This is a genomic window from Marinobacter sp. (genome assembly GCF_041690615.1).
In the GTDB taxonomy this organism is placed as follows: domain Bacteria; phylum Pseudomonadota; class Gammaproteobacteria; order Pseudomonadales; family Oleiphilaceae; genus Marinobacter.
Genome location: NZ_JAWLGY010000018.1, coordinates 22,095 through 48,414 on the forward strand (window position 1 = coordinate 22,095; position 26,320 = coordinate 48,414).

The 26,320-nt window shown below is 61.5% G+C and carries 28 protein-coding genes; 13 read left to right on the top strand and 15 right to left on the bottom strand.

Annotated elements, in window-relative coordinates; all coding sequences use genetic code 11:
• Positions 1 to 43: 43 nt before the first annotated feature.
• Entirely contained in the window at positions 44 to 847 is an 804-nt protein-coding gene (locus ACESMZ_RS12985) for an IclR family transcriptional regulator (RefSeq protein WP_372972748.1), read from the bottom strand.
• 76 nt (positions 848 to 923) lie between these two features.
• On the opposite strand from ACESMZ_RS12985, the gene ACESMZ_RS12990 reads away from it, so the two are divergent.
• The 10 genes from ACESMZ_RS12990 (at position 924) to ACESMZ_RS13035 (ending at position 12,631) form a co-directional block, all read left to right on the top strand.
• Positions 924 to 2,684: a sensor histidine kinase gene (locus ACESMZ_RS12990; protein WP_372958455.1), complete on the top strand. Its 1,761-nt coding sequence runs from the start codon at positions 924 to 926 to the stop codon at positions 2,682 to 2,684.
• Positions 2,656 to 4,026, top strand: coding sequence for a sigma-54-dependent transcriptional regulator (locus ACESMZ_RS12995; RefSeq protein WP_372958456.1), 1,371 nt, complete (start codon positions 2,656 to 2,658; stop codon positions 4,024 to 4,026). Before ACESMZ_RS12990 ends, ACESMZ_RS12995 begins: the two co-directional genes overlap by 29 nt.
• 188 nt (positions 4,027 to 4,214) lie before the next feature.
• Entirely contained in the window at positions 4,215 to 5,567 is a 1,353-nt protein-coding gene (locus ACESMZ_RS13000; RefSeq protein ID WP_372958457.1) for an ABC transporter substrate-binding protein, read from the top strand.
• 64 nt (positions 5,568 to 5,631) lie between these two features.
• Positions 5,632 to 6,951, top strand: coding sequence for an ABC transporter substrate-binding protein (locus tag ACESMZ_RS13005; protein ID WP_372958458.1), 1,320 nt, complete (start codon positions 5,632 to 5,634; stop codon positions 6,949 to 6,951).
• A 69-nt stretch (positions 6,952 to 7,020) separates the two neighbouring features.
• A complete protein-coding gene (locus ACESMZ_RS13010; RefSeq protein ID WP_372958477.1) occupies positions 7,021 to 7,920 on the top strand; it encodes a branched-chain amino acid ABC transporter permease in 900 nt (299 codons plus the stop codon).
• On the top strand, positions 7,917 to 8,861 hold the full coding sequence (locus tag ACESMZ_RS13015; RefSeq protein WP_372972749.1) for a branched-chain amino acid ABC transporter permease: 945 nt from the start codon (positions 7,917 to 7,919) through the stop codon (positions 8,859 to 8,861). The genes ACESMZ_RS13010 and ACESMZ_RS13015 overlap by 4 nt, the downstream gene beginning before the upstream one ends.
• Positions 8,858 to 9,634: an ABC transporter ATP-binding protein gene (locus tag ACESMZ_RS13020; RefSeq protein WP_372958460.1), complete on the top strand. Its 777-nt coding sequence runs from the start codon at positions 8,858 to 8,860 to the stop codon at positions 9,632 to 9,634. The genes ACESMZ_RS13015 and ACESMZ_RS13020 overlap by 4 nt, the downstream gene beginning before the upstream one ends.
• Before the next feature lies 1 nt (position 9,635).
• Entirely contained in the window at positions 9,636 to 10,322 is a 687-nt protein-coding gene (locus ACESMZ_RS13025) for an ATP-binding cassette domain-containing protein (protein WP_372958461.1), read from the top strand.
• 24 nt (positions 10,323 to 10,346) lie between these two features.
• On the top strand, positions 10,347 to 11,477 hold the full coding sequence (locus ACESMZ_RS13030) for a zinc-dependent alcohol dehydrogenase family protein (RefSeq protein WP_372972750.1): 1,131 nt from the start codon (positions 10,347 to 10,349) through the stop codon (positions 11,475 to 11,477).
• A 116-nt stretch (positions 11,478 to 11,593) separates the two neighbouring features.
• Entirely contained in the window at positions 11,594 to 12,631 is a 1,038-nt protein-coding gene (locus ACESMZ_RS13035; RefSeq protein ID WP_372958463.1) for a cyclase family protein, read from the top strand.
• A gap of 63 nt (positions 12,632 to 12,694) precedes the next feature.
• On the opposite strand, the gene ACESMZ_RS13040 is transcribed toward ACESMZ_RS13035, so the two are convergent.
• The 6 genes from ACESMZ_RS13040 to ACESMZ_RS13065 form a co-directional block, all read right to left on the bottom strand.
• Positions 12,695 to 13,075, bottom strand: coding sequence for a hypothetical protein (locus tag ACESMZ_RS13040; protein ID WP_372958464.1), 381 nt, complete (start codon positions 13,073 to 13,075; stop codon positions 12,695 to 12,697).
• Positions 13,076 to 13,185: 110 nt separating this feature from the next.
• Positions 13,186 to 13,476, bottom strand: a complete 291-nt coding sequence (locus tag ACESMZ_RS13045) for a hypothetical protein (protein WP_372958465.1) — start codon at positions 13,474 to 13,476, stop codon at positions 13,186 to 13,188.
• 175 nt (positions 13,477 to 13,651) lie between these two features.
• A complete protein-coding gene (locus tag ACESMZ_RS13050; RefSeq protein WP_372958466.1) occupies positions 13,652 to 14,005 on the bottom strand; it encodes a DUF1428 domain-containing protein in 354 nt (117 codons plus the stop codon).
• Positions 14,002 to 14,376, bottom strand: a complete 375-nt coding sequence (locus ACESMZ_RS13055) for a YciI family protein (RefSeq protein WP_372958467.1) — start codon at positions 14,374 to 14,376, stop codon at positions 14,002 to 14,004. The genes ACESMZ_RS13050 and ACESMZ_RS13055 overlap by 4 nt, the downstream gene beginning before the upstream one ends.
• A 33-nt stretch (positions 14,377 to 14,409) precedes the next feature.
• The gene (locus tag ACESMZ_RS13060; protein ID WP_372972751.1) at positions 14,410 to 15,267 is read right to left on the bottom strand and encodes a YciI family protein; all 858 of its coding nucleotides are present in this window, start codon (positions 15,265 to 15,267) and stop codon (positions 14,410 to 14,412) included.
• Between the two features lie 112 nt (positions 15,268 to 15,379).
• Entirely contained in the window at positions 15,380 to 16,594 is a 1,215-nt protein-coding gene (locus ACESMZ_RS13065; protein ID WP_372972752.1) for an RNA polymerase sigma factor, read from the bottom strand.
• 165 nt (positions 16,595 to 16,759) lie between these two features.
• Here ACESMZ_RS13065 and ACESMZ_RS13070 point away from each other — a divergent pair, with 165 nt between their 5' ends.
• Positions 16,760 to 17,899: a diguanylate cyclase gene (locus tag ACESMZ_RS13070; RefSeq protein WP_372958470.1), complete on the top strand. Its 1,140-nt coding sequence runs from the start codon at positions 16,760 to 16,762 to the stop codon at positions 17,897 to 17,899.
• A gap of 21 nt (positions 17,900 to 17,920) precedes the next feature.
• On the opposite strand, the gene ACESMZ_RS13075 is transcribed toward ACESMZ_RS13070, so the two are convergent.
• The 5 genes from ACESMZ_RS13075 to ACESMZ_RS13095 all read right to left on the bottom strand — a co-directional run bounded on the left by ACESMZ_RS13075 (position 17,921) and on the right by ACESMZ_RS13095 (position 22,766).
• Positions 17,921 to 19,144, bottom strand: a complete 1,224-nt coding sequence (locus ACESMZ_RS13075; protein ID WP_372972753.1) for an MFS transporter — start codon at positions 19,142 to 19,144, stop codon at positions 17,921 to 17,923.
• A 137-nt stretch (positions 19,145 to 19,281) separates the two neighbouring features.
• Positions 19,282 to 19,812 carry a DUF962 domain-containing protein gene (locus tag ACESMZ_RS13080; protein WP_372958472.1) on the bottom strand — a complete coding sequence of 177 codons (531 nt, stop codon included), beginning with the start codon at positions 19,810 to 19,812 and terminating at the stop codon, positions 19,282 to 19,284.
• A gap of 137 nt (positions 19,813 to 19,949) precedes the next feature.
• The gene (locus tag ACESMZ_RS13085) at positions 19,950 to 20,294 is read right to left on the bottom strand and encodes a YdbL family protein (protein ID WP_372958478.1); all 345 of its coding nucleotides are present in this window, start codon (positions 20,292 to 20,294) and stop codon (positions 19,950 to 19,952) included.
• A 32-nt stretch (positions 20,295 to 20,326) separates the two neighbouring features.
• Positions 20,327 to 20,527, bottom strand: coding sequence for a YnbE family lipoprotein (locus tag ACESMZ_RS13090; protein ID WP_372958473.1), 201 nt, complete (start codon positions 20,525 to 20,527; stop codon positions 20,327 to 20,329).
• A 46-nt stretch (positions 20,528 to 20,573) separates the two neighbouring features.
• Positions 20,574 to 22,766, bottom strand: a complete 2,193-nt coding sequence (locus ACESMZ_RS13095) for a YdbH domain-containing protein (protein ID WP_372972754.1) — start codon at positions 22,764 to 22,766, stop codon at positions 20,574 to 20,576.
• Positions 22,767 to 22,882: 116 nt separating this feature from the next.
• Between ACESMZ_RS13095 and ACESMZ_RS13100 the strand changes: the two genes are divergently transcribed.
• Positions 22,883 to 23,290 (top strand): NINE protein, encoded by a 408-nt coding sequence (locus tag ACESMZ_RS13100; RefSeq protein ID WP_372958475.1) that lies wholly within the window; start codon positions 22,883 to 22,885, stop codon positions 23,288 to 23,290.
• 44 nt (positions 23,291 to 23,334) lie between these two features.
• On the opposite strand, the gene ACESMZ_RS13105 is transcribed toward ACESMZ_RS13100, so the two are convergent.
• The gene (locus ACESMZ_RS13105) at positions 23,335 to 23,793 is read right to left on the bottom strand and encodes a DUF302 domain-containing protein (RefSeq protein ID WP_372972755.1); all 459 of its coding nucleotides are present in this window, start codon (positions 23,791 to 23,793) and stop codon (positions 23,335 to 23,337) included.
• Between the two features lie 266 nt (positions 23,794 to 24,059).
• Here ACESMZ_RS13105 and ACESMZ_RS13110 point away from each other — a divergent pair, with 266 nt between their 5' ends.
• A complete protein-coding gene (locus tag ACESMZ_RS13110) occupies positions 24,060 to 24,590 on the top strand; it encodes a fasciclin domain-containing protein (protein WP_372972756.1) in 531 nt (176 codons plus the stop codon).
• A 112-nt stretch (positions 24,591 to 24,702) separates the two neighbouring features.
• Here ACESMZ_RS13110 and ACESMZ_RS13115 read toward each other — a convergent pair whose 3' ends face one another.
• Complete coding sequence (locus ACESMZ_RS13115) at positions 24,703 to 25,641, bottom strand: glutathione S-transferase family protein (protein WP_372958176.1); 939 nt, start codon at positions 25,639 to 25,641, stop codon at positions 24,703 to 24,705.
• A gap of 90 nt (positions 25,642 to 25,731) precedes the next feature.
• On the bottom strand, positions 25,732 to 26,292 hold the full coding sequence (locus ACESMZ_RS13120) for a TIGR00730 family Rossman fold protein (RefSeq protein ID WP_372958175.1): 561 nt from the start codon (positions 26,290 to 26,292) through the stop codon (positions 25,732 to 25,734).
• Between the last annotated feature and the right edge of the window lie 28 nt (positions 26,293 to 26,320).

Below are 26,320 nucleotides of genomic sequence, written 5' to 3' on the forward strand. Positions count from 1 at the left end.
ATGCTGTAAGTTTTTACCGCATAGTGAGAAGAAAGACTCGGGCCTATTCCTGCCCCCGACGCCAGTTACCCACCTCTTCCCGAATAATCGCCAATACCTCTCGCCGTCGCGCCTCGCTCATCCGTGAAGTGACAGACGCAACACTGATGGCCGCGTAATCGGCGGAGCCCGGTTCTGAGAAAGCCACGCCTACCGCAGATACCTCGGGCACGATACGCCCTTCATTAACCGAGTAGCCCTGCTCCCGGGCCTGGTCCAACCATTGTTCGACTTCTTCACGGGTAATACCTGAATACCGGGGATAACGGGGGGCGTTCAACTCCATGACGCGGCTCGCCTCCCGCTCAGGCAAGGCTGCAAGCAGGGCGACAGCCGCCGCTCCGATACCCAGGGGCCTTCGTGAACCGGCCACCAGCGTATTGGCCGTGACCGGGTAGGTGCCTTCGGCCACATCAATGCACACTGCATCCCGGTTCGCCCGTATGCTCAGGTAGGTGTAATCTTCAGTTCTGGCAGCGATCCGACCCAGCACTGGTTGCAGGGCATGTCGCAACCTCAGGTCAGGCGCAACCTCCTGGGCCGACTCTGCCATGCGCAGCAGGTCGAATCCGATGTGATAGGTTTTGGCATAGGGGTCGAAAGTAAGCAGACCTTCGCCGGCCAGAGCCGTCAGCAGACGGTGTGCTGTTGCGGTGTTCATGCCCACTTCCCGGGCGATATTGGACAGGCTGCCGCCGGTGGGGAAGACGGTGGACACAGCCCTGAGTAACACACAGGCTCTGGTCAGGGTAGTGCTCCCGGTGGCCGATTTACGGGCATTACCCGAGGATTCTCCTGCTGCTGACATGCTGTCTGACCCCTTATTTTCTCATAATGTATAAAAATATTATCGTATTTCGATAAAAATAACGACGAGACTGGCCATGAAACCCAGATTCAGCCTGGTAGGACGTTATTCGCTACTCTCCCTGACCCTGATTGTCGGGTCGGTGGCCATTCTCAGCAGCCTGTACGCCACTGTTGCCGACTCCGTGACCGAGCGGCTGGCCGGGGAACGGCTGGAAGCCCAGGTGGCCGGTACCGCCAACCGGCTGACCAACTTCATCGAGAATCGCATCTACCAGCTGGAAACCCTGTCTACCCATCCCTCCATGCCCCTGTACCTGGCGTTCAGTGACGGGGTGCCGGAAGGCGTGCGGGAACTGGTGAGGGTGGAGGCGGACTCGCCGGATCTGTACGGCATCCTGTTCTTCAATAACCGCGACGAACTCACCGAGGTAGTGCCGGGCCAGGCAGCGTCCGGGGCACCCTACTGGGACCGTGCCAACTGGACCGTGCGCGGACTGCCGCTGATCACGCTGGGCAACAGTGAGATTATCGGCCCTCGCAGGGCCAGCGATTCAGGCCCCGGCTGGCTGCTGATCCGCCAGCCACTGCGCGATTCGGGCCGGCAGGAGGTAGCCGGCGCCGTCGGGCTGCATGTGCGGCTGGCTTCCCTGACTGAACTCATGCGCACCGAGAACCTGGCAGGGGTACTGCGCCCCTACCTGAGAACCCCGGCGGGCGACCTGCTGGAACCCACGGGAAACCCGGTGCAGGCAACACCGGACGACCTGCAGCAGGGCCCGGAGGTGCTACCGGGCTGGCGGATTGATTACCAGGTGGCCGCCGGCGATATCCTCAGCCCCCTGCGCAGCGCCCAGTGGGGGCTTTATGCCCTCGCCGGGGTCATGGCCCTGGGTACGGTGGCCCTGTTCTGGGCACTGGCCCGCAGTCTGCGGCGCCGGGTTACACGACTGGTGGACGGAGCCGAGACCCTCGCCAGTGGTGACCTGCACTTCCGGCTGCAAACCCCCAGGAACGACAAGGACGAAATCGACGTACTCGCCCACGCCTTCAACGCCATGGCTGACCGGCTTCAGGACATGATTGGTCGCACGGTGCAGGCGGAGAAGATGGCGGTGCTGGGGGAGTTCGCCACTGGCGTGGCCCATGAGGTCCGCAACCCCCTGGCCACCATCAAGCTCACGGTGCAGGCCCTGGAAAAAGGCGAACCCAATGACCAGCGACGGGGCCTGCTGGTGGCCGTGGAGGAGGAAATCGATCGCCTGAACCGGGTGGTTGGAGACCTGCTGGATTACGGACGCCCCGTGGCCGGCGAGCCCCAGGCCGTGGATATCCGGCGGGTATTTCGCCACGCAACGGTACTGACCTCCGGCCTGGCGGACAAGCACCAGGTCACCATCTCCGCCACCGGCGACTCACGGCTGGCCGTATACGCCAGCCCGGACCAGATCATTCAGTGCCTGGTTAACCTGCTGGCCAATGCCATTGAGGCCTGCAGCCAGGGTGGGACCGTGCACCTGCGGGCCTTTCGCAATGGGGACCGGATCAATGTGGATATCACTGATACCGGTTGCGGCATGGACGCCGAAACCCTGCAACGGGTGACCGAGCCCTTCTTCACCACGCGGCAGGAAGGCACCGGTCTGGGCCTGAGCATCACCCGCCAGCTGATCGAGCTCAACGGCGGGGACCTGCAGATCCACAGTGTTCCGGGCGAGGGCACCACCGTCTCGGTCACCCTGCCGGTGGCAAACAGTGATAAGCTGGGGAAGAGTGGACAGCCAAAAGAACAATCACCAGACAAGCACCATGATGCGCTCACAGATCCTGATCGTTGACGATGAGAAGAGTTTCGTCCGTTCCATGGCCTTCGCCCTCGGCGAAGCCGGTTTCCGCACTCGCAGCGCCCACACCGGCGAAGCCGCCCTGACGATGCTGGCGGATGAACCGGCAGACCTGGTCTTGCTGGACCTGCGGCTGCCGGGTATGGATGGCATGGACGTGCTGGCGGAAGTCACCCGCCTCTATCCAGGGCTACCGGTCATCATGATCTCCGCCCACGGCGATACCCGCGCCGCCGTCCAGGCCGTAAAGGCCGGCGCTACCGACTACCTCACCAAGCCCTTCGCCCTGGACGAACTGCTGCACATCATTCACGCTGTGACCGACCGCACCCGCATGCGGGAGGAGCTGGATTACCACCGCAACCGCAGCGCCAACGCCTCCGGCCTGGTGGGCTCCAGCCAGGCCATGCAGAACCTGTGGGAAACGGTGCAGCGGGTCGCCGCCAGCAGCACTGGCCGGGTCTTGTTGCTGGGCGAATCCGGCACCGGCAAGGCTGTGGTCGCCCGCGCCATTCACCAGCAAAGCCCCCGTTCAGACGGTGCGTTTGTGGAAATCAACTGCGCTGCGCTGCCGGAACAGCTGATTGAGGCGGAGCTGTTTGGCGCTGAAAAGGGCGCCTACACCGGGGCCCATCAGAAGCGGGCCGGCCTGGTGAGCCTGGCCCATGGCGGCACCCTGTTCCTTGACGAGATCGGCGAACTGCCACTGCCACTGCAGGCCAAGTTCCTGCACTTCCTGGAAAACGGGGACTACCGGGCAGTGGGCGCCACCGTCAGCCATACGGCGGATGTCCGGGTGGTCGCCGCCACCAACCGGTCCCTGGAAGAGGAAGTCCGCGCCGGACGCTTCCGGGAAGACCTGTACTTCCGCCTTAATGTGATTGAACTGACCATTCCGCCATTACGGGAACGGGGCGAAGACCTGCAGGAACTGCTGGACAGGTTTATCGAAGCCCAGGCCCGGGAGGAAGGCTGCCGGCCGGTGACCATTCCCCCGGAGACCCTGGAACGGCTGCAGGCCTATGGCTGGCCGGGCAACGTACGTGAGCTGCGCAACCTGGTGGAGCGGCTCACCATATTGCACCCTGGCCAGCGCATCCGTCCTGAGCAGCTGCCCAACGAGTTTCATGCGGGCCCGGGTCTCATCACCGGCTCCGACACCCGTCCTTCCGTTCCCGCCTCGCTGGAGCAGCAGCTTGAGGATACGGAGCGCCAGATGATCCGCCAGGCCCTGAACCAGACGGGCGGCCACAAGGGCAAGGCCGCGGAACAGCTGGGCATGTCCCGCCATGCTTTCAAGCGCCGCCTGCAACGCCTGGGCCTTCTGCAGACCTGACTGAGCGGAAACCGCTCTAACCAGCCGGCAAAAACGAGCGGAAACCGCTCAGACTACCGCTCATACTCTCCCGTAGCCGCTGAGAATGCCACCCGAGTGGTTGGTCCCTGTTTTGCTACAGGTTTCCCGGATCAGGACAATAACAATCGATCATCCGATACCGGGCCGACCCGGATCAGGAGGCCGACGTGCCGGGAACCCTCACCCGCCATCGTCATAACGACACCAGAACATTCCTTGCCTGTATCGGCCGCCTCGGTGGCGGTGCGATCGCCTTGCTGTGTCTTCTGGCCTCACTGCCAGCCATGGCGGTGCCTGCCGATGCGCCGGTGGGTCGTGTGGAGCTGGGCGCCCCCGCAGACCAGGCAGACGCCACCGTGGCGTGCATGTACCCCATGACCGGGCGATCCGCCAGCTATGGCCGGGACAGCATTGTGGCCATTCGTCTGGCACTGCAGGAACTGGCCAGCGACCCCCGAAGCCCCAGTCTCCGCGTCATCGTCGATGACTCCCGCTCCAAGGCCTCTTTTGCCGTAAGAATGGCCGAGGACTTCCTTCGCAACGACAACGCTGACATCCTCTGCGGCATCGTCAGCTCCGGTGTGGGCATGGCGGTCAGCCGATTGGCCCGGCAAAGGCAGGTGATCCTGATCGGCACTGACCATGCCTCCTCCCGTGCGGCGCTGGAAGAAGGCCACGATTACTACTTCCGGGTGTCCAGCGATACCTGGACCTCCCATGCCGCCGGTGCCCGCTACCTGAAAGAGCTGCAGACGGAAAACAACTGGCGGAAGCTGGCGTTCCTGGGGCCGGACTACGAGTACGGCCGGGTTGCCTGGCGGGACCTGCAGCAGGCCCTGGCCCTTGAAGGTGTCCGTTTTGAACAGACCGGCACCTACTGGCCACGGCTGTACGAGCCGGACTACTCCCTCTATATCCAGTCTCTGCTGGAGAACCCGCCGGATATCCTGGTGGTAGGCCTGTGGGGTGGAGATTTTACCGCCTTTCTCGAGCAGGCCCGCACCACCCGCCTGTTCCGTCATATGAGGGTCGCCAACTTCGATACCGGGGGTGACTATGAAACCCTGGTGGCCCTGGGGTCGGAGCCGCCATCCGGACTGATCCTGTCGGCACGCCATCATGTCAACTGGCCGGACACTGACCGCAACCATCAGTTTGTGCAGGGCTTCCATGACCTTTCCGGCCGCTACCCCAGTTATTCCGCCCAGGGGGCCTATGCAGGCATCGTGGCCATTGCCCGGGCGATCCGGCTGGCCGGAGACGTCAGCGATACCCGGGCAATGATCACGGCCCTGGAGGGGCTGGAAGTGCCCCTGCCCAAAGACCCTGCAGGCTTTACCTCCTACATTGATCCGCAAACCCACCAGATCGTGCAGGCCCAGGCCATCGGCACCCCCGTGCCCGATGACCGCTATCCGCCGGCACAGGTCCTGCTGGGGGAGTGGCGGGTTTACGATGCAGAATCCCTCAAACCCTCGCCCGCTTTGATCCGAAAGCGACGTGGAGAAACCGGCGGCTAGCCGCCGAAAACCCCGAAACCCATGCAGCATCCGTAAGCGCACAAAAACAACCAAGGAGCACGCAATGAAAACAACCCAACAACGAAACATCTGGCAAAAAACCCTGTTGAGCACGGCAACTTCTGTCGCCCTCGCCTCCGCAGGCATGGTGGGCCTGGCCACAACTGCCCACGCCGAGGACAGCTTCAAGGTAGGCTTTGTCACCTTTCTCTCCGGCGGCGCGTCCGGTCCCTTCGGTGTACCCGCCTCCCAGGGCGCCAAGCTGGTGGTGGAAGCCATCAACGAAGGCACCCTGCCCGCCCCCTATGACTCCAAAGGGGTGAACGGTCTGACCCTGGAAATGGTGGAAGTGGACGAAGCCGGCGGCCCCACCAAGCAGGTAGAGGAGTACCGTAACCTGGTGGAGCGTCAGGAGGTCAACGCGGTTATCGGCTATATCTCGTCTGGTGACTGCCTGGCCGTTGGCCCGGTGGCGGAAGAAATGAAGACGTTCACCATTGCCTTCGACTGCGGTACCTCCCGCATGTTTGAGGAACTGGAGGACCCGCAGTACGTCTTCCGTACCGGCCTGGACGCGGTGGCCGATAACGTGGGGGCAGCCCGCTACCTGGCGGATACCCGTCCGGACGCCAGCCGCATCGCCGGCATCCAGCAGAACTACGCCTGGGGCCAGGACTCCTGGCAGGACTTCGAGCTGGCCATGGAACAGCTGATGCCCGAAGCGGAAATGGTCAACAACCAGACACCACAACTGTTCCAGGGCAGTTATGGCAGCGAAATTTCAGCACTGCAGACCAACCGCCCGGAAATCATCCATTCGTCCATGTGGGGTGGCGATATGGAATCCTTTGTTGCCCAGGCCAATGCCCGTGGCCTTCTGGCCCAGGCTACCGCCCTGCTGACCACCGGCGAGTCCGGCCTGCACCGGTTTGACGGACAGGCGCCCAACGGCACCATCCTTGGCGGCCGTGGACCTTTCGGCGGCTTCATGCCGGAAAACGACCTCAGTGAGTGGTTCAACAAGGCCTACGAGGAAGAACATGGCACACCGCCGAGCTACCCGGCTTCCAAGGCCGCCCAGGCCATCCTGGCGCTGAAGTTCGCCGCGGACAACTCCGGCGCCGATGGCGTACCCACGTCGGAAGAACTGGCTGCGGCCCTCAAGGGTGCCGAGTTCGAATCCGTCAGCGGCACCGTCAGCATGTCGCTGGCCAACGGTCACCAGGCCGTTCAGCCCATGCTCTATGGTGAATACCACTTCGAGAATGGCCAGGGCGAACTGCGCAACGTCAAATCCTACCCGGGCGACTGCGTGTCCGCACCGGACGGCTATAACGCCCAGGAGTGGATCAAGGAGGGGTTCCCGGGCTCCAGCTGCGACTGATCCATTCACTCAATTGATCACCGGTGGCGTTCGCGCCACCGGTGCACTCACACACAGGAGTAACCCTTGATGTTAACCGTCTGGGCGATACTGATTGACGGGCTGATCTATGCCTCCTGGCTGTTCCTGGTAGCCGCCGGGCTGACCGTCATTTACGGTGTTATGCGCATTCTCAACATGGCCCACGGCAGCCTCTATGCCCTGGGTGCCTATGCCGCCGCCTCGGCCCTGGGCTGGTACTACGCCGGCGGGGGCGACCAGTTGTGGATGGCCTTTGCCATCATTGCGGTGTGTGCCGTGACTATCGGTGCAATAACCGGCCTCGCCATAGAGAGAGGCCTGCTGCGCCTGATGTATGGCCGCGATGAAATTCTGATGCTGATCATCACCTTTGCGGTACTGCTGATCCTTGAAGACGTCATGAAGCTGGTCTGGGGCACGACACCCTACTTCGCCTACCAGCCATACGCCGCCATGGGGCGAATCAATATCGACGTACTGACGGTGTCCCGCTATGACCTGATGGTCCTGGTGGTATCCATCGTAATCGGCGCTGGCCTGTGGTTCTGGCTGGAGCGGACCCGCATCGGCAAGATCCTGCGCTCCATCATCCATGACCGGGAAGTGTCGAAAGCCATGGGTGTGAACGTGGGCCGCATGTTCACCGTGACTTTCATGATCGGCGCCACCCTCGGCGCGATTGCCGGCGGAATCACCGCCCCTATCATTTCCGTGGTACCGGGTATCGGTATCGAAGTCATTGTCCTGGCCTTTGCCGTCGTCGTCACCGGCGGGCTCGGCAGCATTACCGGTGCCGCCATTGGCGCCATCATTGTGGGTCTGGCCAGGGCCACTTCCATTCACACCATGCCCCAGCTTGAGCTGTTCATCATCTATGCCGTCATGGCTGGCGTTCTGATTTTCCGGCCCAACGGGCTCTTTGGGCAGGCGGTCGCGAGGAAAATATGATGAAGCTGGACAAAACCGAGTTGTCACTGATCGGCGTAGCCATCGCCGTTGCCGTCGTTGCCCAGTTCAGTCCCAACTGGCTGGTATTTACCCTGACCCTGGCCATTTCCACCGCTCTCGTGGTGATGGGTGTCGTGATGCTGATGCGAGCCGGGCTGGTATCGTTCGGGCAGGGGCTGTTCTATTGCCTGGGCGGCTACGCCGTCGGCCTTGGCGGACGTTTCCTGGGCATTACCGATGCCTTGTTGCTTATCGGTCTTGGTGTTGTGGTCACGGTTGCCGTTGCCATGCTGCTTGGCCTGCTGGTTACCCGGTACCGGGAGATATTCTTCGCCATGCTGTCGCTGGCATTTTCCATGATTCTCTATGGCATTCTCGTCAAGAGCCACGGCCTGGGAAGCACCGACGGCTTCGGGGTGAAGGACTGGACATTGCTCTGGATCGACCCGAAAGGTGGTGAAGGCAGTACCACCGCGCTGATGCTGGCCATTGCCCTGGGGCTGGCTGCGGCGCTGTTTCTTAACCGGTATTTCCGGTCAAGCATCGGCCTGGCCTGCGAAGCCATCCGCGAGAACGAAGTGCGGGTGGAGTACATGGGCATCTCCCGCCAGCAGGTGCTGTATATCAACTATGTGCTGGCCGCAGCCATCGGCTCGGTAGGCGGTTCCATGGCGGCACTGGCGGCCGGCCACGTGGACCCCACCATGGCCTACTGGACCATTTCCGGCGAGTTCGTGTTCATCGCCATCCTCGGTGGCACCGGCCATGTGGCAGCACCGTTCATTGCGGCACTGATCTTCACCATGGTACGAACCTACGCCGTTGAGCTGGCCCCCAACGCCTGGCAGATGATCCTGGGCATTGTGTTGCTGCTGATCATCCTGTTCCTGCCAAAAGGCATCTGGAGTCTGTTCACCCGCAAGAAAAGGGCTGCCTCATGACCGAGATTCTGAAAACCGAGGGACTGTCCCGCTATTTCGGTGCCGTGACAGCCGCCGAAGACATCAACGTCACCATTACCGAAGGGGAAATTGTCGGGGTAATCGGGTCCAACGGGGCCGGCAAGACCACGTTTATCAACATGGTCACCGGCTACCTGCCACCCTCGAAAGGTACTATTTCCTTTGATGGCAGCCCCATCAAGGGCCTTGGCCCCCGCAAGCTGATGCGCAAGGGCCTGACCCGTTCGTTCCAGATTCCCCAGCTGTTCCTCGAGCTGTCAGTGATCGACAACCTGGCCATTGCCCTGGCGGCGGCGGAGCACAAGCAGTTCCAGATGCTGCGTCCGGTGCATACCCCCGAGCGCCTGAAGGCGGCAGAAGACATACTCACGCAGATGAACATCACCCAGTACCGGGACGAAATGGTGACGGCCATGCCCCAGGGGGCCCGCAAGCTGCTGGACATTGCCATCGCCATGCTGGGTAACCCACGGATGCTGCTGCTGGATGAACCCACCAGCGGGGTGAGCATGGAAGAAAAGTACACGCTGATGGACACCGTTATGGAAGCCGTGCGGGCCCGCGGGCTGACGGTTCTGTTCGTGGAACACGATATGGAGATCGTGCAGCGCTATGTCACCAGGGTACTGGCCTTTGCCAGTGGTGTGGTGATCAAGGATGGCCCGGTGGCAGAGGTACTGGCCGATGAGCAGGTCCAGGAGCTGGTCACCGGCAAACAGAAAACGCCTGCAGAACCCGAAGGAGACGCCTGATATGAGTCTTGAAATATCCAATCTCGACGTCTCCATCGAGGGCATCAGTATCCTGCGAGACGTCAACCTGACCATCCCCACGGGTAAGATGGCCGGCCTGATAGGCCACAACGGGGCCGGCAAGACCACCCTGATCCGCGCCATCATGGGGCTGCTGCCTGCCGACAAGGGCACCATTGTGTTCAAGGGCGAAGATATCACCCGAATGCCGTCCCACCGCCGGGCCCGAATGCGTATCAGCTACATGCCGGAAGACCGGCGCCTGATCCCGGAACTGACAGTCACCGAGAACATGCTGATGCCGGCCTGGGCCAACAAGATCCGGGATGGCGAAGACCGCCTGAAATGGGTCTATTCCCTGATGCCGGAAATTGCCGACTTTGGCGAGCGCAAGGCGCTGCAGCTCTCCGGTGGTCAGCAGAAACTGGTGGCCCTGGGCCGGGCCCTGATCCCGGGCCGGGAGCTGATCCTGCTGGACGAGCCTTTTGAGGGGGTGGCGCCGGTACTGGCAAAGCGGCTGTCGTCGGTGATTGCCGACCTGCGGGGCGAAGGCCTTACCGTGCTGATCGCCGAATCCGACGACAGCCATTCGGCCGACCTGGTGGACACCACCTCGCGTATCGAGCGGGGTGCTGTTTCACAAGGTCGCGGGGATAGGTCAGAATCATCGGGACTGACCGACTACTGACCAATCCGAACAAGGAGAACAACCATGAAAATTCGTGCTGCCGTACTTCATGCCATTGGCACCGAGCGGCCCTACACGGAAACAAAGCCCCTGGTCATCGAGGAACTGGAACTCGATCCGCCCGGTGACAGCGAGGTGCTGATACAGATAAAGGCTGCCGGCCTGTGTCACTCGGACCTGTCGGTGATTGATGGCAATCGTCCACGACCGGTGCCCATGGCGCTGGGGCACGAGGCTGCCGGCATCGTCAAGGAAGTAGGCAACGGGGTTCGCGACCTCAAGCCCGGTGACCACGTAGTCGCAGTTTTTGTACCCAGCTGTGGTCACTGTGAGCCCTGCGCCGAAGGTCGTCCGGCCCTGTGCGAACCTGCCGCAAAGACCAACAACGCCGGCACCCTGGTGAGCGGCGAACATCGCCTGCACCGGCCTGATGGCACCGCGATCAACCATCACCTTGGGGTTTCGGCCTTTGCGGACCATGCGGTGGTGTCCCGGGATTCCCTGGTGAAAGTGGACCCGGAACTGCCCCTGCACCACGCGGCCCTGTTTGGCTGTGCCGTACTGACCGGCGTGGGCGCATCCATCAACTCCGCTGATATCAAGGCCGGCCAGACCGTGGCCGTTGTGGGTCTGGGTGGTGTGGGCCTGAACAGTGTACTGGGTGCCCTGGTGGCCGGCGCCAGCGAGGTGATCGCCATCGACCTGGACGACAACAAGCTGGCCCTGGCCAAGGAACTGGGCGCGACCCACGCCTTTAACTCCGGTGAAGAAGGCGTTGTGGAGAAGATCAAGCAACTCACCAACGGCGGGGTCAACTGCGCCATCGAAATGGCCGGCTCCGAGAAAGCCCTGGAGTTTGCCTATCAGATCACCCGCCGCGGCGGCACCACGGTGACCGGAGGCCTGGCCCATCCGGAGAAGAAGGTGGCGTTGCAGCAGGTCAGCCTGGTGGCGGAGGAACGCACGCTCAAGGGCAGTTACGTGGGCAGTTGCGTGCCGGTGCGGGACGTGGCCCGTTACGTGAGCCTGTTCCGTCAGGGCAAGCTGCCGGTGGACAAACTGCTGAGTGACACCCTGACCCTGGACCAGATCAACGAAGGATTCGAGAAACTGGCTGCCGGTAAGGCAGTGCGACAGGTGGTTCTGTTCGACTGACATTCCGTAAATAACAACTACACTCAGGCTACCACTTTCTCCCTTGCACCACCCACCGGCGGTAACGACTGCCGGTGGTTAATCACAACAACAAACAAGCAACAAGGAGAACAACCATGCCCTTCAAACCATCCATCCTGGCCCTGTGCACAGGAACCCTCATTGCCGGTCTGTCGACCGTGGCGATCGCCCAACAAACGGCCATGGAGAAGCTGCAAGGCGAGGCTCCCACCAACTGGGGCAAATGGGGTGAAGACGATCAGGTCGGCGCCCTCAACTACCTCGGTGAAACCGAAGTCAAAAACGGTGCCGGCACCATCAAAAGCGGCAAGACCTTCACGCTGCAGATTCCCATGACCTCAGGCTCCGGCCCGGTATTCCCCGGACGGGTGCCAACCCAGCACTTCATGGCAACCGATGCGGGCGTCTATATGGCCGGCAAGGCTGAGCCTGCACCGGGTGGCATGAAATACTCCGATGACGTGGCCTTCATGTACCTGCAGGGCACCACCCACGTGGATGGCCTGGCCCATGCCTGGTATGGCGACCAGATCTACGGCGGCAAGAGTGAAAAGACCTCTGTGCATGGCCATACCCACGCGGATGTCGGTGAAATCGGTGAGAAAGGTATTGTCGGGCGGGCCGTGTTGCTCGATGTGGGTCGGCATATGGGCAGCGATGATCTGCACCGCCTGCCAACGGACACCTGCATCAATCTGGAAGACCTGGAAGCCACGGCCGAAGCCCAGGGTACCACCATCAACAAGCGGGACATCCTGGTGATCCGTACCGGCTCCATTGCACGCTTCTGGGAGGAAGAGCCCGACGAGGAATGGAACGCCATGAACGAACCGGGCCTTTGCCACAGCAATGAATTGCTGAGTTGGCTGGACCAGATGGAAACTCCAATGATCGCCACTGACAACATTGCGGTGGAGAAGGTGGTCCAGGAAATCGACGGTGAAACCTATATCATCCCGCTGCACGGCGCACTGATGCGTGATATGGGCGTGGTACTGTCGGAAATCTGGTGGCTGGATGACCTGGCGGCAGACAGCGCCGAGGATGGTCAGTACAGCTTCATGCTGGTGGCTGCGCCCCTGAAAGTGGAGCAGGGAACCGGCTCCCCGGTGAACCCGGTAGCCATCAAATAGAACGGTAGCGGATAATCAATGTGGCCTGCGGCACAGGGGTAACCCTGTGCCACTCAGGACGCTTTATTCGGCATCCTCGTCTTCACGATCTTCATAGGGGGAGGTTCCGGCCGTGGAGCCTGACTGGCCCGGACTGGTCCCTTGCTGGTCACCACTCATGCCACCCTGCTGGCCACCTGCCTGTTGGCCACTCTGCTGACCTCCCATGGAACCCTGACCACTGCCGGCCTGACCGCCGGCTGAGCCCTGGGAGTCGCCCATTGCGCCGGAGGACTGACCCGTCGCGCCTCCCTGCCGGGCCCCTTGCTGCTGTTGCTCATAGCGCTGATCTTCACTCTGGGCGCCGGCCTGCCCACTCTGCCCTGCCTGGGGGTTTGCCTGGGCCAGTGAAGCGGCAAAAATCAGTGAAGCACCTGCGATGGAAAGTCTGGTCAATGTCTTCATATTGAACTCCTGCTGTCTGTCATTGAATGACTTGCAGGGTTCACTCTGCCAGCTATCCGCCGGTCAGAACATTGCGAGAAAATTAGGATTAAATGACCACTAAGTCATTATTACTTTTTGTTTTTTTCTCGTTTCATATCATGGCGTTCATCCTTCCGGGCACGATCTTCACGCTGCTCCTGGCGCTCCTGGCGATGCTCTTCTTTCATGCGCTCGCCCCGCTGGCCGGCCCGGCTCTCTTCGTCACGATTGTCACGCTGGGCATCAGCCTGTTCCTCCGGGCTCTTCTCCGGCATATTGTCGCCCGTGGGACGGATAGACTGGCCTTCGGGAGAGGCAGCCCAGGCCGACGACGTGATCAGCAACATGGTGGTAATGGCAGCGGATAGTGATTTTTTCATGGTGCCTCCCTGGGAATGGCTGAGCATATCCGGGGGCACCGATACCATCGGCTCCGAATCGAAGCCGTGGCCTGGAGAATCCGCCCCCCGGGCAAAGTATCTCAAGTAATATTGCACCGGGAAGGCAAGACTTAAAGGGTTGTAGAATTACCGATGAGACATACAGGGCTCCGTTCTATTGCCTGACCACCACCTCAAAACCACCGTAGATCAGGCGCTTGCCATCAAATGGCATGGGATTGGTGTCCGGTTGAAGGCGCGGATCTTCCATCACCTGCTGCATGCCCCGATCCCGGGCGGCCTTGTCGGGCCACACGATCCACGAGAACACCACGGTCTCGTCCGGCTTGCATTTTACGGCCATGGGAAAGGACGTCACTTCGCCATCAGGCACGTCGTCGCCCCAGCATTCCACGAACTCCGTCGCGCCGTATTCCCTGAACACCACACCGGCATCGCTGGCGTGGTCCACGTACTTGTCCCGGTTGGCTGTGGGTACAGCCGCGACAAAACCATCGATGTAACTCATGACTCAGTCTCCTCGTCTTTGGGCGGCAACTCCCGCACTGGTCGCACCTCGATACTGCCCAGGCGCGCCGGCGGGATGTGGCTGGCCAGTTGCAGGGCCTCGTTAAGGTCCCGGGCATCCAGCAGGTAGAAACCCGCCAGCTGCTCCTTGGTTTCAGCGAAGGGCCCATCCGAAAGCAGCACTTCACCATCGCGGACCCTCAGCGTTGTGGCCGTTTCCACCGGCTGCAGCGCCTGTCCGGCCAGGTAATGGCCTCCCTCCGTCAGTTTCTCCACACAGCCCAGGCATTCCTGGTTCAGGTCATGCCAGGCCTGCTCGCTCATGTCATTGATGGTGCTTTCCTGGTAGTACACCAGGGCCACGTATTTCATAGGCATCTCCCACTGGCAGGTCATTATCCCGACTCAACTTACGCTGGTCGGTGGTCCGCAGTCCCCGTCTTTGGTACCACAATTGATCATCCAGCCAATGCCGTACCGGTCGGTGAGCATGCCGAATCGCACCGCCCAGAACGTCTCCGCAAACGGCATATCCACTACTCTACCCTCCGCCAGCCGGCCGAAGACCGTTTCTGCGGCAGCAATGTCGTCGTACTCCAGCTGGATACGGGTACCGGCGGGCCGGGTGTAGCACTCTCCGGTCATGTCTGCACCCATAAGGCGACGACCACTGATATTCACCGCGCCGTGAATGATCCGGTCACGAAAACTTTCCGGCACGTCATCTGCTGCCGGGGTCCCGGCGAAAGGCAGCATCGCCTCCACCTCGCCTCCGAGCACGTCAGCATAGAAATTCAGTGCGTCCCGGCACTGGCCGTTGAAGACCAGGTGGGTGTTAAGCTGGCTGGGCTGGCGCGCCAACCGTTCTCCCAGCTGGCGGTGGCTCTCCAGCGCCGGACCTGTCTGGAAATCCTCCAGCTCATAGAAGCGTCGCAGCTCCAGCCGGGTATTCCCGTCCCGATCCATGGTGGGCCACTGGCAGGCCCATTCGATGGCCTCTTCAAGGGAGTCGGCTTCAATAATGGAGAAACCGGCAATCAGTTCATCCGGCGTTGCAAAGGTGCCGCGACGGACTTCCGGCCGGCCATCGTGGAAATCGATGCGGCAGCCCTCACGGCTGGGTTTCAGCCCTTCCCCGAAGACAAAAACACCGGCCCGGGCCATCCTCTGGTTATAGTCCGACATGGTCTGCAGCATATCCTCCGATGGCAGCTTGCCGGCCTCGGTGTCTTCGTCACCCCGTCTGATCAGCATGAATTTCATTGTCTGGCCTCCCTGGTTGTCGTTCGTCTGAAAGTTAACCGGGCACTGTTCCAGCCCCGGATTATCTTCAAGTCGAACCACAACACCGGATTTCGACAGTACCGATCATTTTTTAAGACAGAGACAGTTCGTCCAGGCGCCGTTGCAGGAAACGGCGCTCCGGCTCCTGCCGGGCCAGGGTCAGGGCTTGCTGATAGGCTTGCCGGGCCCTGCCCCGGTCGCCGCTTCGCCGGTAGAGATTGGCCCGGGCAGCATGGAACAGGTGATAGCTCTGCAGGACCTTGTCGGCGGCCAGCTGATCCAGCAGCGCCAGCCCATGCGCCGGGCCATCCCGCATGGCGATAGCCACGGCCCGGTTGAGGGCCACCACCGGCGTTGGCCACTTCTGGTAGAGCAGACCATATAGCGCGGCGATTTCGGCCCAGTCCGTGGAGGCGGCGTCTTTCGCATCGACATGGGACGCGGCGATGGCAGCCTGGAGCGTATAAGGTCCCGGGTCAGGATGGGCCAGAGCCCGCATCAGCCAGTGGCGCCCCTGATCGATCTGACCCTGGTCCCAGAGGGAGCGGTCCTGTTCTTCCAGGGGAACAAGGTTGCCAGTGTCGTCTTGGCGGGCGACCCGCCGGGCATCCTGCAGCAACAGCAGGGCCAGAAGCCCGTATACCTCCGGCCGGGGCAACAGGCGGGACATCATCGCGCCGAGCCGTATGGCTTCCGCTGCCAGGCTGACATCCACCACCCTGGCCCCCTCGGTAGCACTGTAACCCTCGTTGAACATCAGATAGATCACCTGCAGTACCGGTGGCAGGCGGGTCGGCAATTCCCGCTGATCCGGCACTTCGTAGGGTATCCCGGCTTCACGGATCTTGCGCTTGGCCCGGACAATGCGCTGGGCAAGGGTTGCTGGTTTCTGCAGCAACGCACGGGCGACCTGCTCAGTGGTGAGGCCGCAGACTTCCCGCAGGGTGAGGGCCAACTGGGCCTCACGGCCCAGGGCCGGATGGCAGCAGGTGAAAACCAGGCGCAGCAAGTCATCCTGGTAAATGGCCGCCCCGTGGTCGGCTTCATTCTGCGGCTCCTGGATCAGCTGTTCACTGTGACGCCGGGCGGTCTGTTGCCGGCGAATGTGATCAATGGCCTTGTGGTGCCCGGTACGCACCAGCCAGGCGACCGGGTTGCCAGGTACGCCTTCGGCAGGCCATTGGGTGAGGGCTGCTGCAAAGGCCTCCTGAAGGCACTCTTCCGCCAGTTCAAACTCGCCGGTCAGGCGTATCAATGTTGCCAGAACCTGCCGCGAATGCTGCTGATAAAGCTGCTCCAGATCCACCGTTGAGCTCCTTCTCAGGGGCGAGGAAAAAACACGCAATCCAGCTACGGATTATCCCGAAAAATTGCGCACAAATTCGTCAGACCTGTCCTATACTGGGACACTTGAACCGCGGGAATGCGGTATTTCATATCCGGATTGTAGTGGAAGCAGGCCGTATTGCTCATGTCCGTCAGCCGTCACACCCCCAGCCCCCAGCCTCACTGGGTCGTCAACATGAACCGGCGCAACCGGAGCCTGTCCTTTGTGGCGGCGTTCCTGACCCTCGCCAGTCATGTCTGGCTGCAGGGTCTTTCGCCCTGGCTCTATCCGACCCTGGCTGTCAGCTTTCTGGTGTGGCCCCAGCTGGCTTACCTCCGAGCCCGGCAGTCTGCCGACTCCATGCACTCGGAATTCAACAACCTGGTGATCGACTCGATCATTTTCGGCCTGTGGATCGCCGGCCTTGGCTTCCCGGTCTGGATCACTTTCATTCTTGCCATCAGCATCACCATGAACCTGACCGTGTTCCGGGGTTTGCCTGGCATGTTCCAGGCCCTGGCCGGCCTTGCCGGGGGCATCGTGGCCGGCGGGCTGTTCGCCGGTTTCTGGTGGCAGCCCGCGACACACTGGCTAACCACACTGATGGCTATCAGCTCCATTTCCATGTACCTGTTGATGGTGGGCCATGTATCGTTCAGCCGGAATCACTCCCTGCATGGTGCCCGTGAACGACAGCGCCAGACGGAGCAGGAGCTTAAACAGCAAATCGAGGAAAACCGGCAGCTGCAGGAACAGTTGCAGGAGCAGGCCAACCGGGATCCGCTGACAGGGCTGTACAACCGCCGCTACCTGGAGGACAGCCTGCACAGGGAAATGACCCGCTGCCTGCGGCAGAGCGACCCCCTGAGCCTGGTACTGATCGACCTGGACCACTTCAAGGCGGTGAATGATCGCTACGGCCACAGCACCGGGGACCTGGTGATCAACCAGCTGGCCGCCGTACTGAGCACCCTGTCGCGGGCCAGCGATATCGTCTGCCGTTTCGGCGGTGAGGAATTCCTGGTGGTGCTGCCGGGCACGGGGCTGGAGGCCGCCGAAGCTCGTGCGGAGGACTACCGGCGCATGTTCGAGAAGACGCCAGTGGCGGTGGGGGACAACCTGCTGTCGGTGACCCTGTCCGCCGGAGTGGCCTGCAGCTACTGTGAGGTTCCCCCCGACGACCTGATCCGCCAGGCAGATCTGGCCATGTATGAGGCCAAGGATGCAGGCCGAAACCGGGTGGCCAGCCGGGCGCCCTGGACCAGCGAGCCGCAAAGCGCCTGAACGGGACCCGGGGCTGCGGGCTTAGTCTCTGGTGGTCGGCGCCCCTACCGCCACTTCGGCGGGAAAGCGTCGGATACGCAGGGTCAGGTAGACACCCGCCAGCAGCACCACAAAGGTAAAGCCGAACGCCACCCGGAAGCCCCCGCTGAATTCAATCAGCCAGCCGGCCACCGCCGGCCCCACCAACTGACCGGAAGCGAAGAATACCGTCACAAAGCTGAACGCGATGGGAATGTACCTGGGCGCCACCTGGTCCGTGGCACTGGCCTGGATCAGGGCAAACATGCCGTTTACCGACAGCCCCATGACCAGGAAGTGCAGGAAGAAGGTCGCCAGTGACTGGTCAATCAGCGGCAGACCCATGGCCAGGGTTACCAGGGCCAGCGAGGCGGTCAGCGCGTTGCCACGACCCCAGTGGTCCGACAGCCAGCCCCACAGGGGGCCCGCGGCAATGGACATCAGCCCCATCATGGCCATGAAGGCACCGGCAGTGGACTCAGCATGGCCTTCCTCCACCATGAAGCTGATCATGAAGATGGCCTGAACGATGTAGGTCACGCCAATAATGCCATAAACGGTCGCCACGGTGACTACCCGATGATTCCGGTAAATCAACCACTTGTCGTCCGAGGGTGGTGTCTCTCCAGAGCTGGCAGCCAATCGCGGCGGGTCCTTGGCGAAGACGGTAATCAGCACCGCTACGATGACCGCCACGCAACCAAACAGGCCCCAGCTGACCCGCCAGCCATTATCACCGAACAGGCTGGTCATCAGGGGAACCAGCGCTCCCACCAGCAACATCCCCATACCCACGCCGCTGGTCATCAGGCCAATCACCAGCCCCCGTTTTTCCGGGTACCAGGTGGCCAGCAGTGACACCATTGGCGCAAAGCTGAAAGCGGTACCGAAACCCAGCAAGGCCATCAGCCCCAGCAACAGCCAGTAATGGGACGCCAGTGTCAGCCCGGCAAACCCCAACGCTACCGAAATCAAACCAAACACGATGGTGGGCTTCGCCCCGAAACGGGCGGCAGCCACACCCCCGGCAAGCACGAACAACAGATAGCCCAGGGCGGTGATAGTGCCGAGTATTCCTGCCTGCTGGTAACTGAGACCGAGGTCTGCGCGCATGGGCGGCAGGATGACCCCATAGGCCATACGGGCAAAGGCAATGACCACCAGGCTGGTGAGCAGCCCGCAGGTCACCATGATCAGCAGATTCGGGCGTTCCGGTGTCGGAGACATCTTGGCTTCCAGTAAAAGGGTTCAGAACAGCCTGTCCGGCGGAAACCGGGAGGCCGGTGAAATATCGATACAATCAATGGAGTTTTCCACCCCTGAGAGACTCCGGGCTCCCGGGGTGGGGGGGCAGTACCAGGTGCTCAGTGGCTGGCCGCGGTTCCGCCTTGACCGTTATGGACTGGACCTGCGCGACGGTCGATCTCCTGTTGCAGGGATTTGCAGAGCCCGAACCCGAAGGCCGCCTCCGCCACCACAAACAGAGGACCGATCAGCAGTCCCACAATATCGTCCACAAAGGCCGGTTTGCGGCCTTCGTAGTAGTGGCCGATGAACTGGGCCACCCAGCCCACCACAAACAGCCCGATGCCCCAGGTCAGCCAGGCGGCAGTGGACATCGCCCCCACCTGCATGCCAGCCCAGACCGCCAGGGCCATAAGCACGCCCATGACAATACCAAAGCGAAGGTCAAGGACCAGGTAGTAGAGCACGCTTGCCAGGGCAATGAACCAGATGGGTGCCATGGTGATGCCAGCGACCTCGAATGCGGGACGGGCCAGCAGTATGGCAATGGCCACCACAATCATGGGGATGCCAATGAAATGGGTGATGATGTTGCGTCTGTCGCGGTGGTAGCTGGCATAGTTGGCCAGCTGATCTGTTATTGTTTTCATTATGAGGCTCCTGTTCAGCAAGCCCACGGACGCTTATCCGTGGACTCTCGCATCTGTGAAGATAGCTGCCTACAGGAATAATTACCAGAGGCGCGCAGGCTGGTCTTGCGTCCACACGCCGCGCTGACCAACTGTCGCTATTTGCGCACCCAGCGTCCGTCTACCTGGATAAACTGACCTGAAGGCGTCTTCTCCAGGGCCTTCTTGCCGGCCACGGCCTCGACCTGGGTGACAGGGATATCATGCTTGTCCGCAATGCGTGCGTACTCAGCGCGACGGGCTTCGTTGATCGCCTCAACGATGGCTTCCGCCTCACCACCCTCGGATACCACGCCCAGATAGCCTGTCGGCATCTCACCCACCTGCCCTTCGCTCTTGGCGCTTTCAAGGCGGCTCTTGGCCTCATCCAGGGACAGGGCAGCCGCCGGCAGTGCCAGCATCAGCGCCATCAGTACGGCTGTAGCGTATTTGAACAATGTCATCATGCAGCTCCTTGAAACCATGCTGACCGGGCTCAGAACAGGCCCTGGTCGGTAAAGAGTTCGTCCACTTCCCGGTCCACTTTCACGTAGATCTCATGCTGGATCTTCACGTTCAGGTTGACTGTAATCGGCTCCTTGGGCGCCGCCATCTGCACGGTTGGTGTGCAGGCGGCCATCAGACTGCCCAGCAACACCGCGGCCACTGCCGCTCCCGCTCGGGTTCTTGCCATCATGGTCTCTCCTTGCCTGTTCCGGCCTCGCCCCATGGCGAAGACCTGACTATTGGGTATCGACACCGTCCTGCTGCAAACGTTCGCGGACCCTTTCGGTGACTGCCTCGTTGACCCGACCGCTCAGCTGCAGGCTGGTCAGCAATGCCGGTATATCTTCCTCAAGGTTGATATTGAGCACCACCGGGCGGTCGCTGTCCACCCCGGGGCTGTTGCCACGAAGCTGCAGGTCCAGTACCAGGGTGCCGTCTTCGGAGTAGCTGATCCCGCTCTCCAGCCGTTCATAGTGAAAGTCTTCCATGGCACGGGTGACCAGGGCCATGGCTTCGTTGCTGGCCGCCATGGCCTGCAGCTTGTCCGCGGGCAGTTGCAGCCGCCCTCCGGGGGGCAGCGCCGACAGCTGTCCACGTTCAATGCGTATGCCCCGGTCACTGATGATCAGTGGCAGCTCACCTTCCAGCGTGCCCTCGCCGGCCAGACCCTCGGTGGGGTAGAGGTCCATCAGGTCCGACAACTGCAACCCCTGCACCGTGACCGGTACCCTGACGGGCATTCGCTCCAGCTGCCAGCTTTGCGGTGCAATACTCAGAGTGCCCCCGGAAAACCCGGCCTCGGCCCTGTCCAGAACCAGTTGGCCAGTCATGGGCACGGCAAGGTCGGCACCATAGCTACCGGCCAGGTGGACCGGGCCGATGGGCATACCCGGGTTAAGCTCCCCCAATTCAAGATCCGATGTGCTGATGGTTAGCCGGTCATTCGCCAGGTTCACCTGAACCTGCCCCGAAAGCGCCCGCCAGGCCATTTCCTCATACAGGCCCGAAGCCCCTGCGAAGTCCAGGGTAGCACCTGCAGCAAGTGGGCTTTCGGGACGCCAGGTCAGCTCACCGGCAAGTCGCGCCTCGCCCTCCTCAAGGGTCAGGGAGTCCGGCCAGGCCTCCAGGGTTTTAGCCAACTGATTGGCCCGGTTACCGGCGTTCAGCGTCATGGACACACCAGCCTGCACTCCATCCGTTGGCAGGTAGCGAACCCACAGAGGCAGTTTCGCGCCGACGTCGTTTGTCAGCGTACCCTCTGTGTTCAGTTCACCGGCCAACGTCAGGGCAGCCGCAAGCTGCCAGCCCTGGGTAATCAGGGCGTCATGGCGGACTTGGCCGGCGCTGAGCCTGACCGGGCCTTCCGCCCGCAACCGGCCGTTCTGCTGAACCAGCGCCAGCCCCTCTCCGGATAACACCAGATCGTCCAGCCACATCAGGTCATCGGTGGACAGCGGGTCCAGGTGCTGCACGCGGATAACAGCCCCGGGCCGCAATTCCATACGGCTACTATCCGGCGCCAACTGGCCACTGAGCGGCAGGTCCACCCGCAAACCGTCCAGAACCCAGCCGGCCTGCTGCCACCGCTCCACCGCCGCGGTGAGTCGGCCCCGGTTCACTTCCAGGCGCCAGTCGTCACCGGTGTGCAGCGCCAGCTCACCCTCGAACGCTGGCGTGGCCCCGCCTTCGGTCGTCAGTGTCACCGCCATGGGCCATTTTCCCTCAGCGGCGGGCTGTCCTGAAGGGGAAAACCGGAGTGCAGCGGATCGGGGAAGCAGCGGCTGCCACTGCTTGCTGACCAGTCCGGCCAACCAGGGGGAAAGGCCGCTGATCTGCAGGTCACCGCCCGGGGTGGTTGCAGCGCCGTCACCCAGCCGGACATCGCCCTGTATTGTCAGGGTCTGTGCCCCACGGGCCAGGGTGGCATCCACCTGTGCCGTGGCGGAATGGTCATCGCGGTCAAACTGCAAGGTGCCCCTGAACCGGCACTGGTCCCCCTGACAGGGAAAGTTCGCCTCAAGGTTATTCACCGACAAATGGCGGGGTAACCAGAACGGTACCGAGTCCGGCAGGGTCAGCCGGAGCGCGTCAGCGCCCCGGGGCGCCGTGGACGATTCCGGGCCTGCCGCCGCCAACTGATGGATACTGGCGGAACGGGCTACCAGCCGGTCCAGCTGCCAGTGGGCCCAATCCATGGTCAAGGCCGGTCCCAGAGTTTCGAGGACTACCGAACGGCCATCCCCTGTCCAGGTCAGGTTGACCGAATCGAAGGCGAGGCGGTTCCAGCCCACGTCCATGCCCGACACCTCGAACTGCTCCACGCCCAGGGCTTCCAGCTGCGACCTGGCCAGCCACCAGGCGGCCAGTAACAGCAGGGCAAGTAATCCCAGCCCCCAAAGCAACCGCTTCAGGCTTCGACGGATGCGCACGCCAGCCTCCATGCAAAAAATTTAAGAATGACAGAAGCATAGCTTCAGGGGCAGGTCATGGAAAATGCTTTATGATGAGTGTTGACGGCCAACCCCGAACGGATCAAGGAGACCCGATGAATATTCAGCGCCTCAACAACACCCACAGCGTGGTTATGGGCTATCTGCTCTGGATCTTCGGATTCCTGGGGGCCCACCGTTTCTACTACGGCAAGCCGGTCACCGGCACCATCTGGTTTTTTACCCTGGGGTTACTGTTTATCGGCTGGATCATTGATCTGGTGCTGATACCCGGCATGGACCGGGAGGCTGACCTGCGTTACCAGCAGGGACCGGTGAGCTACAACATCAGCTGGATTTTGCTGACTTTCCTCGGAGTATTCGGTCTCCACCGGATGTACATGGGCAAGTGGATTACCGGGATCATTTACCTGTTTACCGGGGGACTTTTCTTCGTCGGGGTACTGTACGACTTCTGGACCCTGAACGAGCAGATTACCCTCAAGAACTCAGAGCGGTTCTGACGAGGAGCCCCGGCGCCAGGCAGTGCGCCGGGGCAATGGCTGACCTATTGGGTTGCCACTTCCGCAAAGTTCTCCAGCACCTTGCCAACGTTCTCCAGGGGCTCGTCACAGTCTTCCATTCCGTGCCGCTCCTTCAGATACTCCGGGTCGTTATAGCCCAACCACACCTCGCCATCTTCATCCTCCCAGATCAGCGCCTTCTGGGGCAGGTCAATACCGACGCTCTGGGCACATTGCATCAACGGTGTACCCGCCTTCGGGTTGCCAAAGATGATGAGTTCGGTAGGACGTAATTCCATACCCGCTTCTTCAGCGCCTTCGGTGTGGTTCACCCGTGCAAAGATGTTCAGGCCCTTGCCGGTAATTGCATTAGCCAGTTTGTCGGCCGTGGCAGCTACCGGGTGCTCGCTTTTCACCTTGACCAATCCGTCTGCGGCCGCCGCTGAGAGAGGGAATGTCAGGGCAACGGTCGGCATCAGTGCAAGCATCAGTTTACGCATCATGGACTCCTTTTTTTCGGTCGGTTTGTTGGGTGGCGCCTCAATGGCTACGGCCCAACCTGCCGTTGAGATGACCCAACGGGCCTGACCACAAGCCTAGTCCACAACCGGCCCCGCACGGCGGCGGGAATACCACCGAATATTAAATATTCGCAATCTCAACCATCCAGCCCCACAAAAGCACCGTAAATTATCCCAGCATCGATGCAACAACTACCAAACACAACACACAGTGGTGTCCGTGAGGGATACCCTGAAAGGAGTGAGAAATGATTCTGCCCAAGTTTGCGATTGCATTGGTTGCTTCTGTCGGCCTGATGGCTGCCGCCCAAGCGGACCACCATGGCGGTATGAAAGACAAGCCTACGGTGACCGACATCGTGGTCAATTCCGACGATCACACCACCCTCGAAACCGCCGTGGTCGAAGCCGGCCTTGCCGAAACCCTTGCCGGGGAAGGTCCGTTCACCGTCTTTGCACCCACCGACGACGCCTTTGCGGCGTTGCCCGAGGGTACGGTGGAGTCTTTGCTGAAACCCGAGAACCTGGAGAAACTGCAGGGCATTCTCACCAATCACGTGGTCGAGGGTAAGGTTTCCTCCCAGGAACTGCTGGGTCTGATCGAGACAGGTGAGACCATGTACACCATCGAAACCATGAACGGTGACGTGATCGCCCGCACCGAATCCGGCGCCGTAACCCTGGAAGACGCCCAGGGCAACAAGGCCACGGTTACCGCCACTGACATTGAAGCCAGCAACGGCGTGGTCCATGTGATCGACGGTGTTCTGCTGCCCTGACCGATAACTTTGCAAGCGTTTACCGAACGGCATACTGAATGTTCGGCTTGCCCCGGCTCCCCCAGGATGCCGGGGCTTTTTTATGGCTGGTTCAACTACAAACGAATCCCGCCTATTGCTGCGCTGCCACCCGGAAACCGTAACGGGGGAAATGCACGTGCACATGTCCGGCACGCTCGTCTTCACGGCTTATCACGACTTCCTCAGCGTCCTGGTATACCAGGGTGCCAGCGACGGGATCCACACCGTAATCCACGGCAGCAACGGTAACGGACTGTCCCAGGGCAAGGCCATTGGGATCGACAAAGCTGGCTTCTCGCAGAGGTGCCGGATCTGCCTCCCGGGCTATGCGAATGGCTTCCTCGGAGGCCAGCTCCGAGCGCTCGCCATGACCACAGGCGGCCACTGCGTCCAGCCAGCCACGCACCTGCGGATAGGGTTCCAGCGCGGGGGCGGAGGCCTTGTTACTGGCCACGAACCATAGCGGGTGGTACCAGGCAAAGTCGGCAATGCAGGGCTCTTCGCCCAGCAGGAAGGTGCCGCTATCCTCCAGTTGCTGTTCCAGGCGGCCCAGCAGGGTGGGCCACTGGGACAAGGCCTGGGCGGGATGCAGCCGGGCGGCGTTACCGCCTTCGAACAGTTTTTTCCGGTCAGCCAGGAAGGCATTCATCACCGATTCCGGCATCCCCTTGAAGCGCTCGGCGACGGCATGGGGCTGAAAGTTCAGGGCGACGCCGTGCTGGAACATCACCTGATCGGCAAAGTGGGCCGAGCTGGCGGCAATGGCCTCCTTGCCTTCCGGATAGAGCGCCGGCATGGGCTGGATGCGATCCAGCTGGCGGGCCATCATGGCGGTATCGCAATAGATGTCGGCACCAATCTGCATGACCGGCGTTCTACGGTACCCGCCAGTCAGGGCCGTCAGGTCCGGTTTGGGCATGACCGGGGGTATATCCACCGAATGCCACGCCAGGCCCTTGAAGCCCAGCATGATGCGGGCTTTCTCGGCAAACGGGGAGGCGGGGTAATGGTGCAGGATGATGTCGTTCATGGCGGCTCCTGGGTTGTTATGGTTGCGTAATGAAACCAGCTTAACCGGAGACAGGGATAACCGCCAGCCTGCCAGCCCTGAGAGGGGCGCTCAGGTCCATTTGCGGACAGGCGGCTGGTAACTTCTCAGCGCCCGCAGCATGGCCTCCGGCTTATCCTCCACCACCAGCATTCGTTGATGTTCAGGTTTCAGGAAGCCGCTGGCGGCCATGTTCTCGATAAACGCAAGCAGGTGGTCGTAATACCCGAAAGCGTTGTAGAGGGCGCAGGGCTTGTCGTGGTAACCCAGCTGCGCCCAGGTCCAGGCCTCGAAAAGCTCATCCATGGTGCCCGGGCCACCGGGGAGGGCCACAAAGGCGTCGGCCCGGTCTGCCATCAGCGCCTTACGCTCATGCATGCCCCCCACAACCTTCAGTTCAGTCAGTCCCTGATGGGCCAGTTCCCGATCCCGGAGCGCTTCCGGAATCACACCGAATACCTGTCGGCCACCGGCCAGTACGGCGTCGGCCATCTCACCCATCAGTCCCACGTTGCCACCGCCAAACACCAGATCAACCCCCTGGCTGGCGAGATAATCCCCAAACTCCCGCGCGCACCGGGCAAACTTCGGATCATTGCCATGGCTGGAACCACAGAATACGGCGACTTTCATGGGTATGGATACTCCGGCTGATGGTGAA

What these genes read in the sequence shown, in the direction of transcription:
- ACESMZ_RS12990 (WP_372958455.1), top strand. Translation starts at nt 924, where the DNA reads ATGAAACCCAGATTCAGCCTGGTAGGACGTTATTCGCTACTCTCCCTG.
- ACESMZ_RS13025 (WP_372958461.1), top strand. Translation starts at nt 9,636, where the DNA reads ATGAGTCTTGAAATATCCAATCTCGACGTCTCCATCGAGGGCATCAGT.
- ACESMZ_RS12995 (WP_372958456.1), top strand. Translation starts at nt 2,656, where the DNA reads ATGATGCGCTCACAGATCCTGATCGTTGACGATGAGAAGAGTTTCGTC.
- ACESMZ_RS13060 (WP_372972751.1), bottom strand. Translation starts at nt 15,267, where the DNA reads ATGAAATTCATGCTGATCAGACGGGGTGACGAAGACACCGAGGCCGGC.
- ACESMZ_RS13045 (WP_372958465.1), bottom strand. Translation starts at nt 13,476, where the DNA reads ATGAAAAAATCACTATCCGCTGCCATTACCACCATGTTGCTGATCACG.
- ACESMZ_RS13015 (WP_372972749.1), top strand. Translation starts at nt 7,917, where the DNA reads ATGATGAAGCTGGACAAAACCGAGTTGTCACTGATCGGCGTAGCCATC.
- ACESMZ_RS13100 (WP_372958475.1), top strand. Translation starts at nt 22,883, where the DNA reads ATGAATATTCAGCGCCTCAACAACACCCACAGCGTGGTTATGGGCTAT.
- ACESMZ_RS13075 (WP_372972753.1), bottom strand. Translation starts at nt 19,144, where the DNA reads ATGTCTCCGACACCGGAACGCCCGAATCTGCTGATCATGGTGACCTGC.
- ACESMZ_RS13035 (WP_372958463.1), top strand. Translation starts at nt 11,594, where the DNA reads ATGCCCTTCAAACCATCCATCCTGGCCCTGTGCACAGGAACCCTCATT.
- ACESMZ_RS13030 (WP_372972750.1), top strand. Translation starts at nt 10,347, where the DNA reads ATGAAAATTCGTGCTGCCGTACTTCATGCCATTGGCACCGAGCGGCCC.
- ACESMZ_RS13085 (WP_372958478.1), bottom strand. Translation starts at nt 20,294, where the DNA reads ATGACATTGTTCAAATACGCTACAGCCGTACTGATGGCGCTGATGCTG.
- ACESMZ_RS13115 (WP_372958176.1), bottom strand. Translation starts at nt 25,641, where the DNA reads ATGAACGACATCATCCTGCACCATTACCCCGCCTCCCCGTTTGCCGAG.
- ACESMZ_RS13005 (WP_372958458.1), top strand. Translation starts at nt 5,632, where the DNA reads ATGAAAACAACCCAACAACGAAACATCTGGCAAAAAACCCTGTTGAGC.
- ACESMZ_RS13110 (WP_372972756.1), top strand. Translation starts at nt 24,060, where the DNA reads ATGATTCTGCCCAAGTTTGCGATTGCATTGGTTGCTTCTGTCGGCCTG.
- ACESMZ_RS13055 (WP_372958467.1), bottom strand. Translation starts at nt 14,376, where the DNA reads ATGAAATACGTGGCCCTGGTGTACTACCAGGAAAGCACCATCAATGAC.
- ACESMZ_RS13040 (WP_372958464.1), bottom strand. Translation starts at nt 13,075, where the DNA reads ATGAAGACATTGACCAGACTTTCCATCGCAGGTGCTTCACTGATTTTT.
- ACESMZ_RS13090 (WP_372958473.1), bottom strand. Translation starts at nt 20,527, where the DNA reads ATGATGGCAAGAACCCGAGCGGGAGCGGCAGTGGCCGCGGTGTTGCTG.
- ACESMZ_RS12985 (WP_372972748.1), bottom strand. Translation starts at nt 847, where the DNA reads ATGTCAGCAGCAGGAGAATCCTCGGGTAATGCCCGTAAATCGGCCACC.
- ACESMZ_RS13020 (WP_372958460.1), top strand. Translation starts at nt 8,858, where the DNA reads ATGACCGAGATTCTGAAAACCGAGGGACTGTCCCGCTATTTCGGTGCC.
- ACESMZ_RS13120 (WP_372958175.1), bottom strand. Translation starts at nt 26,292, where the DNA reads ATGAAAGTCGCCGTATTCTGTGGTTCCAGCCATGGCAATGATCCGAAG.
- ACESMZ_RS13080 (WP_372958472.1), bottom strand. Translation starts at nt 19,812, where the DNA reads ATGAAAACAATAACAGATCAGCTGGCCAACTATGCCAGCTACCACCGC.
- ACESMZ_RS13010 (WP_372958477.1), top strand. Translation starts at nt 7,021, where the DNA reads ATGTTAACCGTCTGGGCGATACTGATTGACGGGCTGATCTATGCCTCC.
- ACESMZ_RS13050 (WP_372958466.1), bottom strand. Translation starts at nt 14,005, where the DNA reads ATGAGTTACATCGATGGTTTTGTCGCGGCTGTACCCACAGCCAACCGG.
- ACESMZ_RS13105 (WP_372972755.1), bottom strand. Translation starts at nt 23,793, where the DNA reads ATGATGCGTAAACTGATGCTTGCACTGATGCCGACCGTTGCCCTGACA.
- ACESMZ_RS13070 (WP_372958470.1), top strand. Translation starts at nt 16,760, where the DNA reads ATGTCCGTCAGCCGTCACACCCCCAGCCCCCAGCCTCACTGGGTCGTC.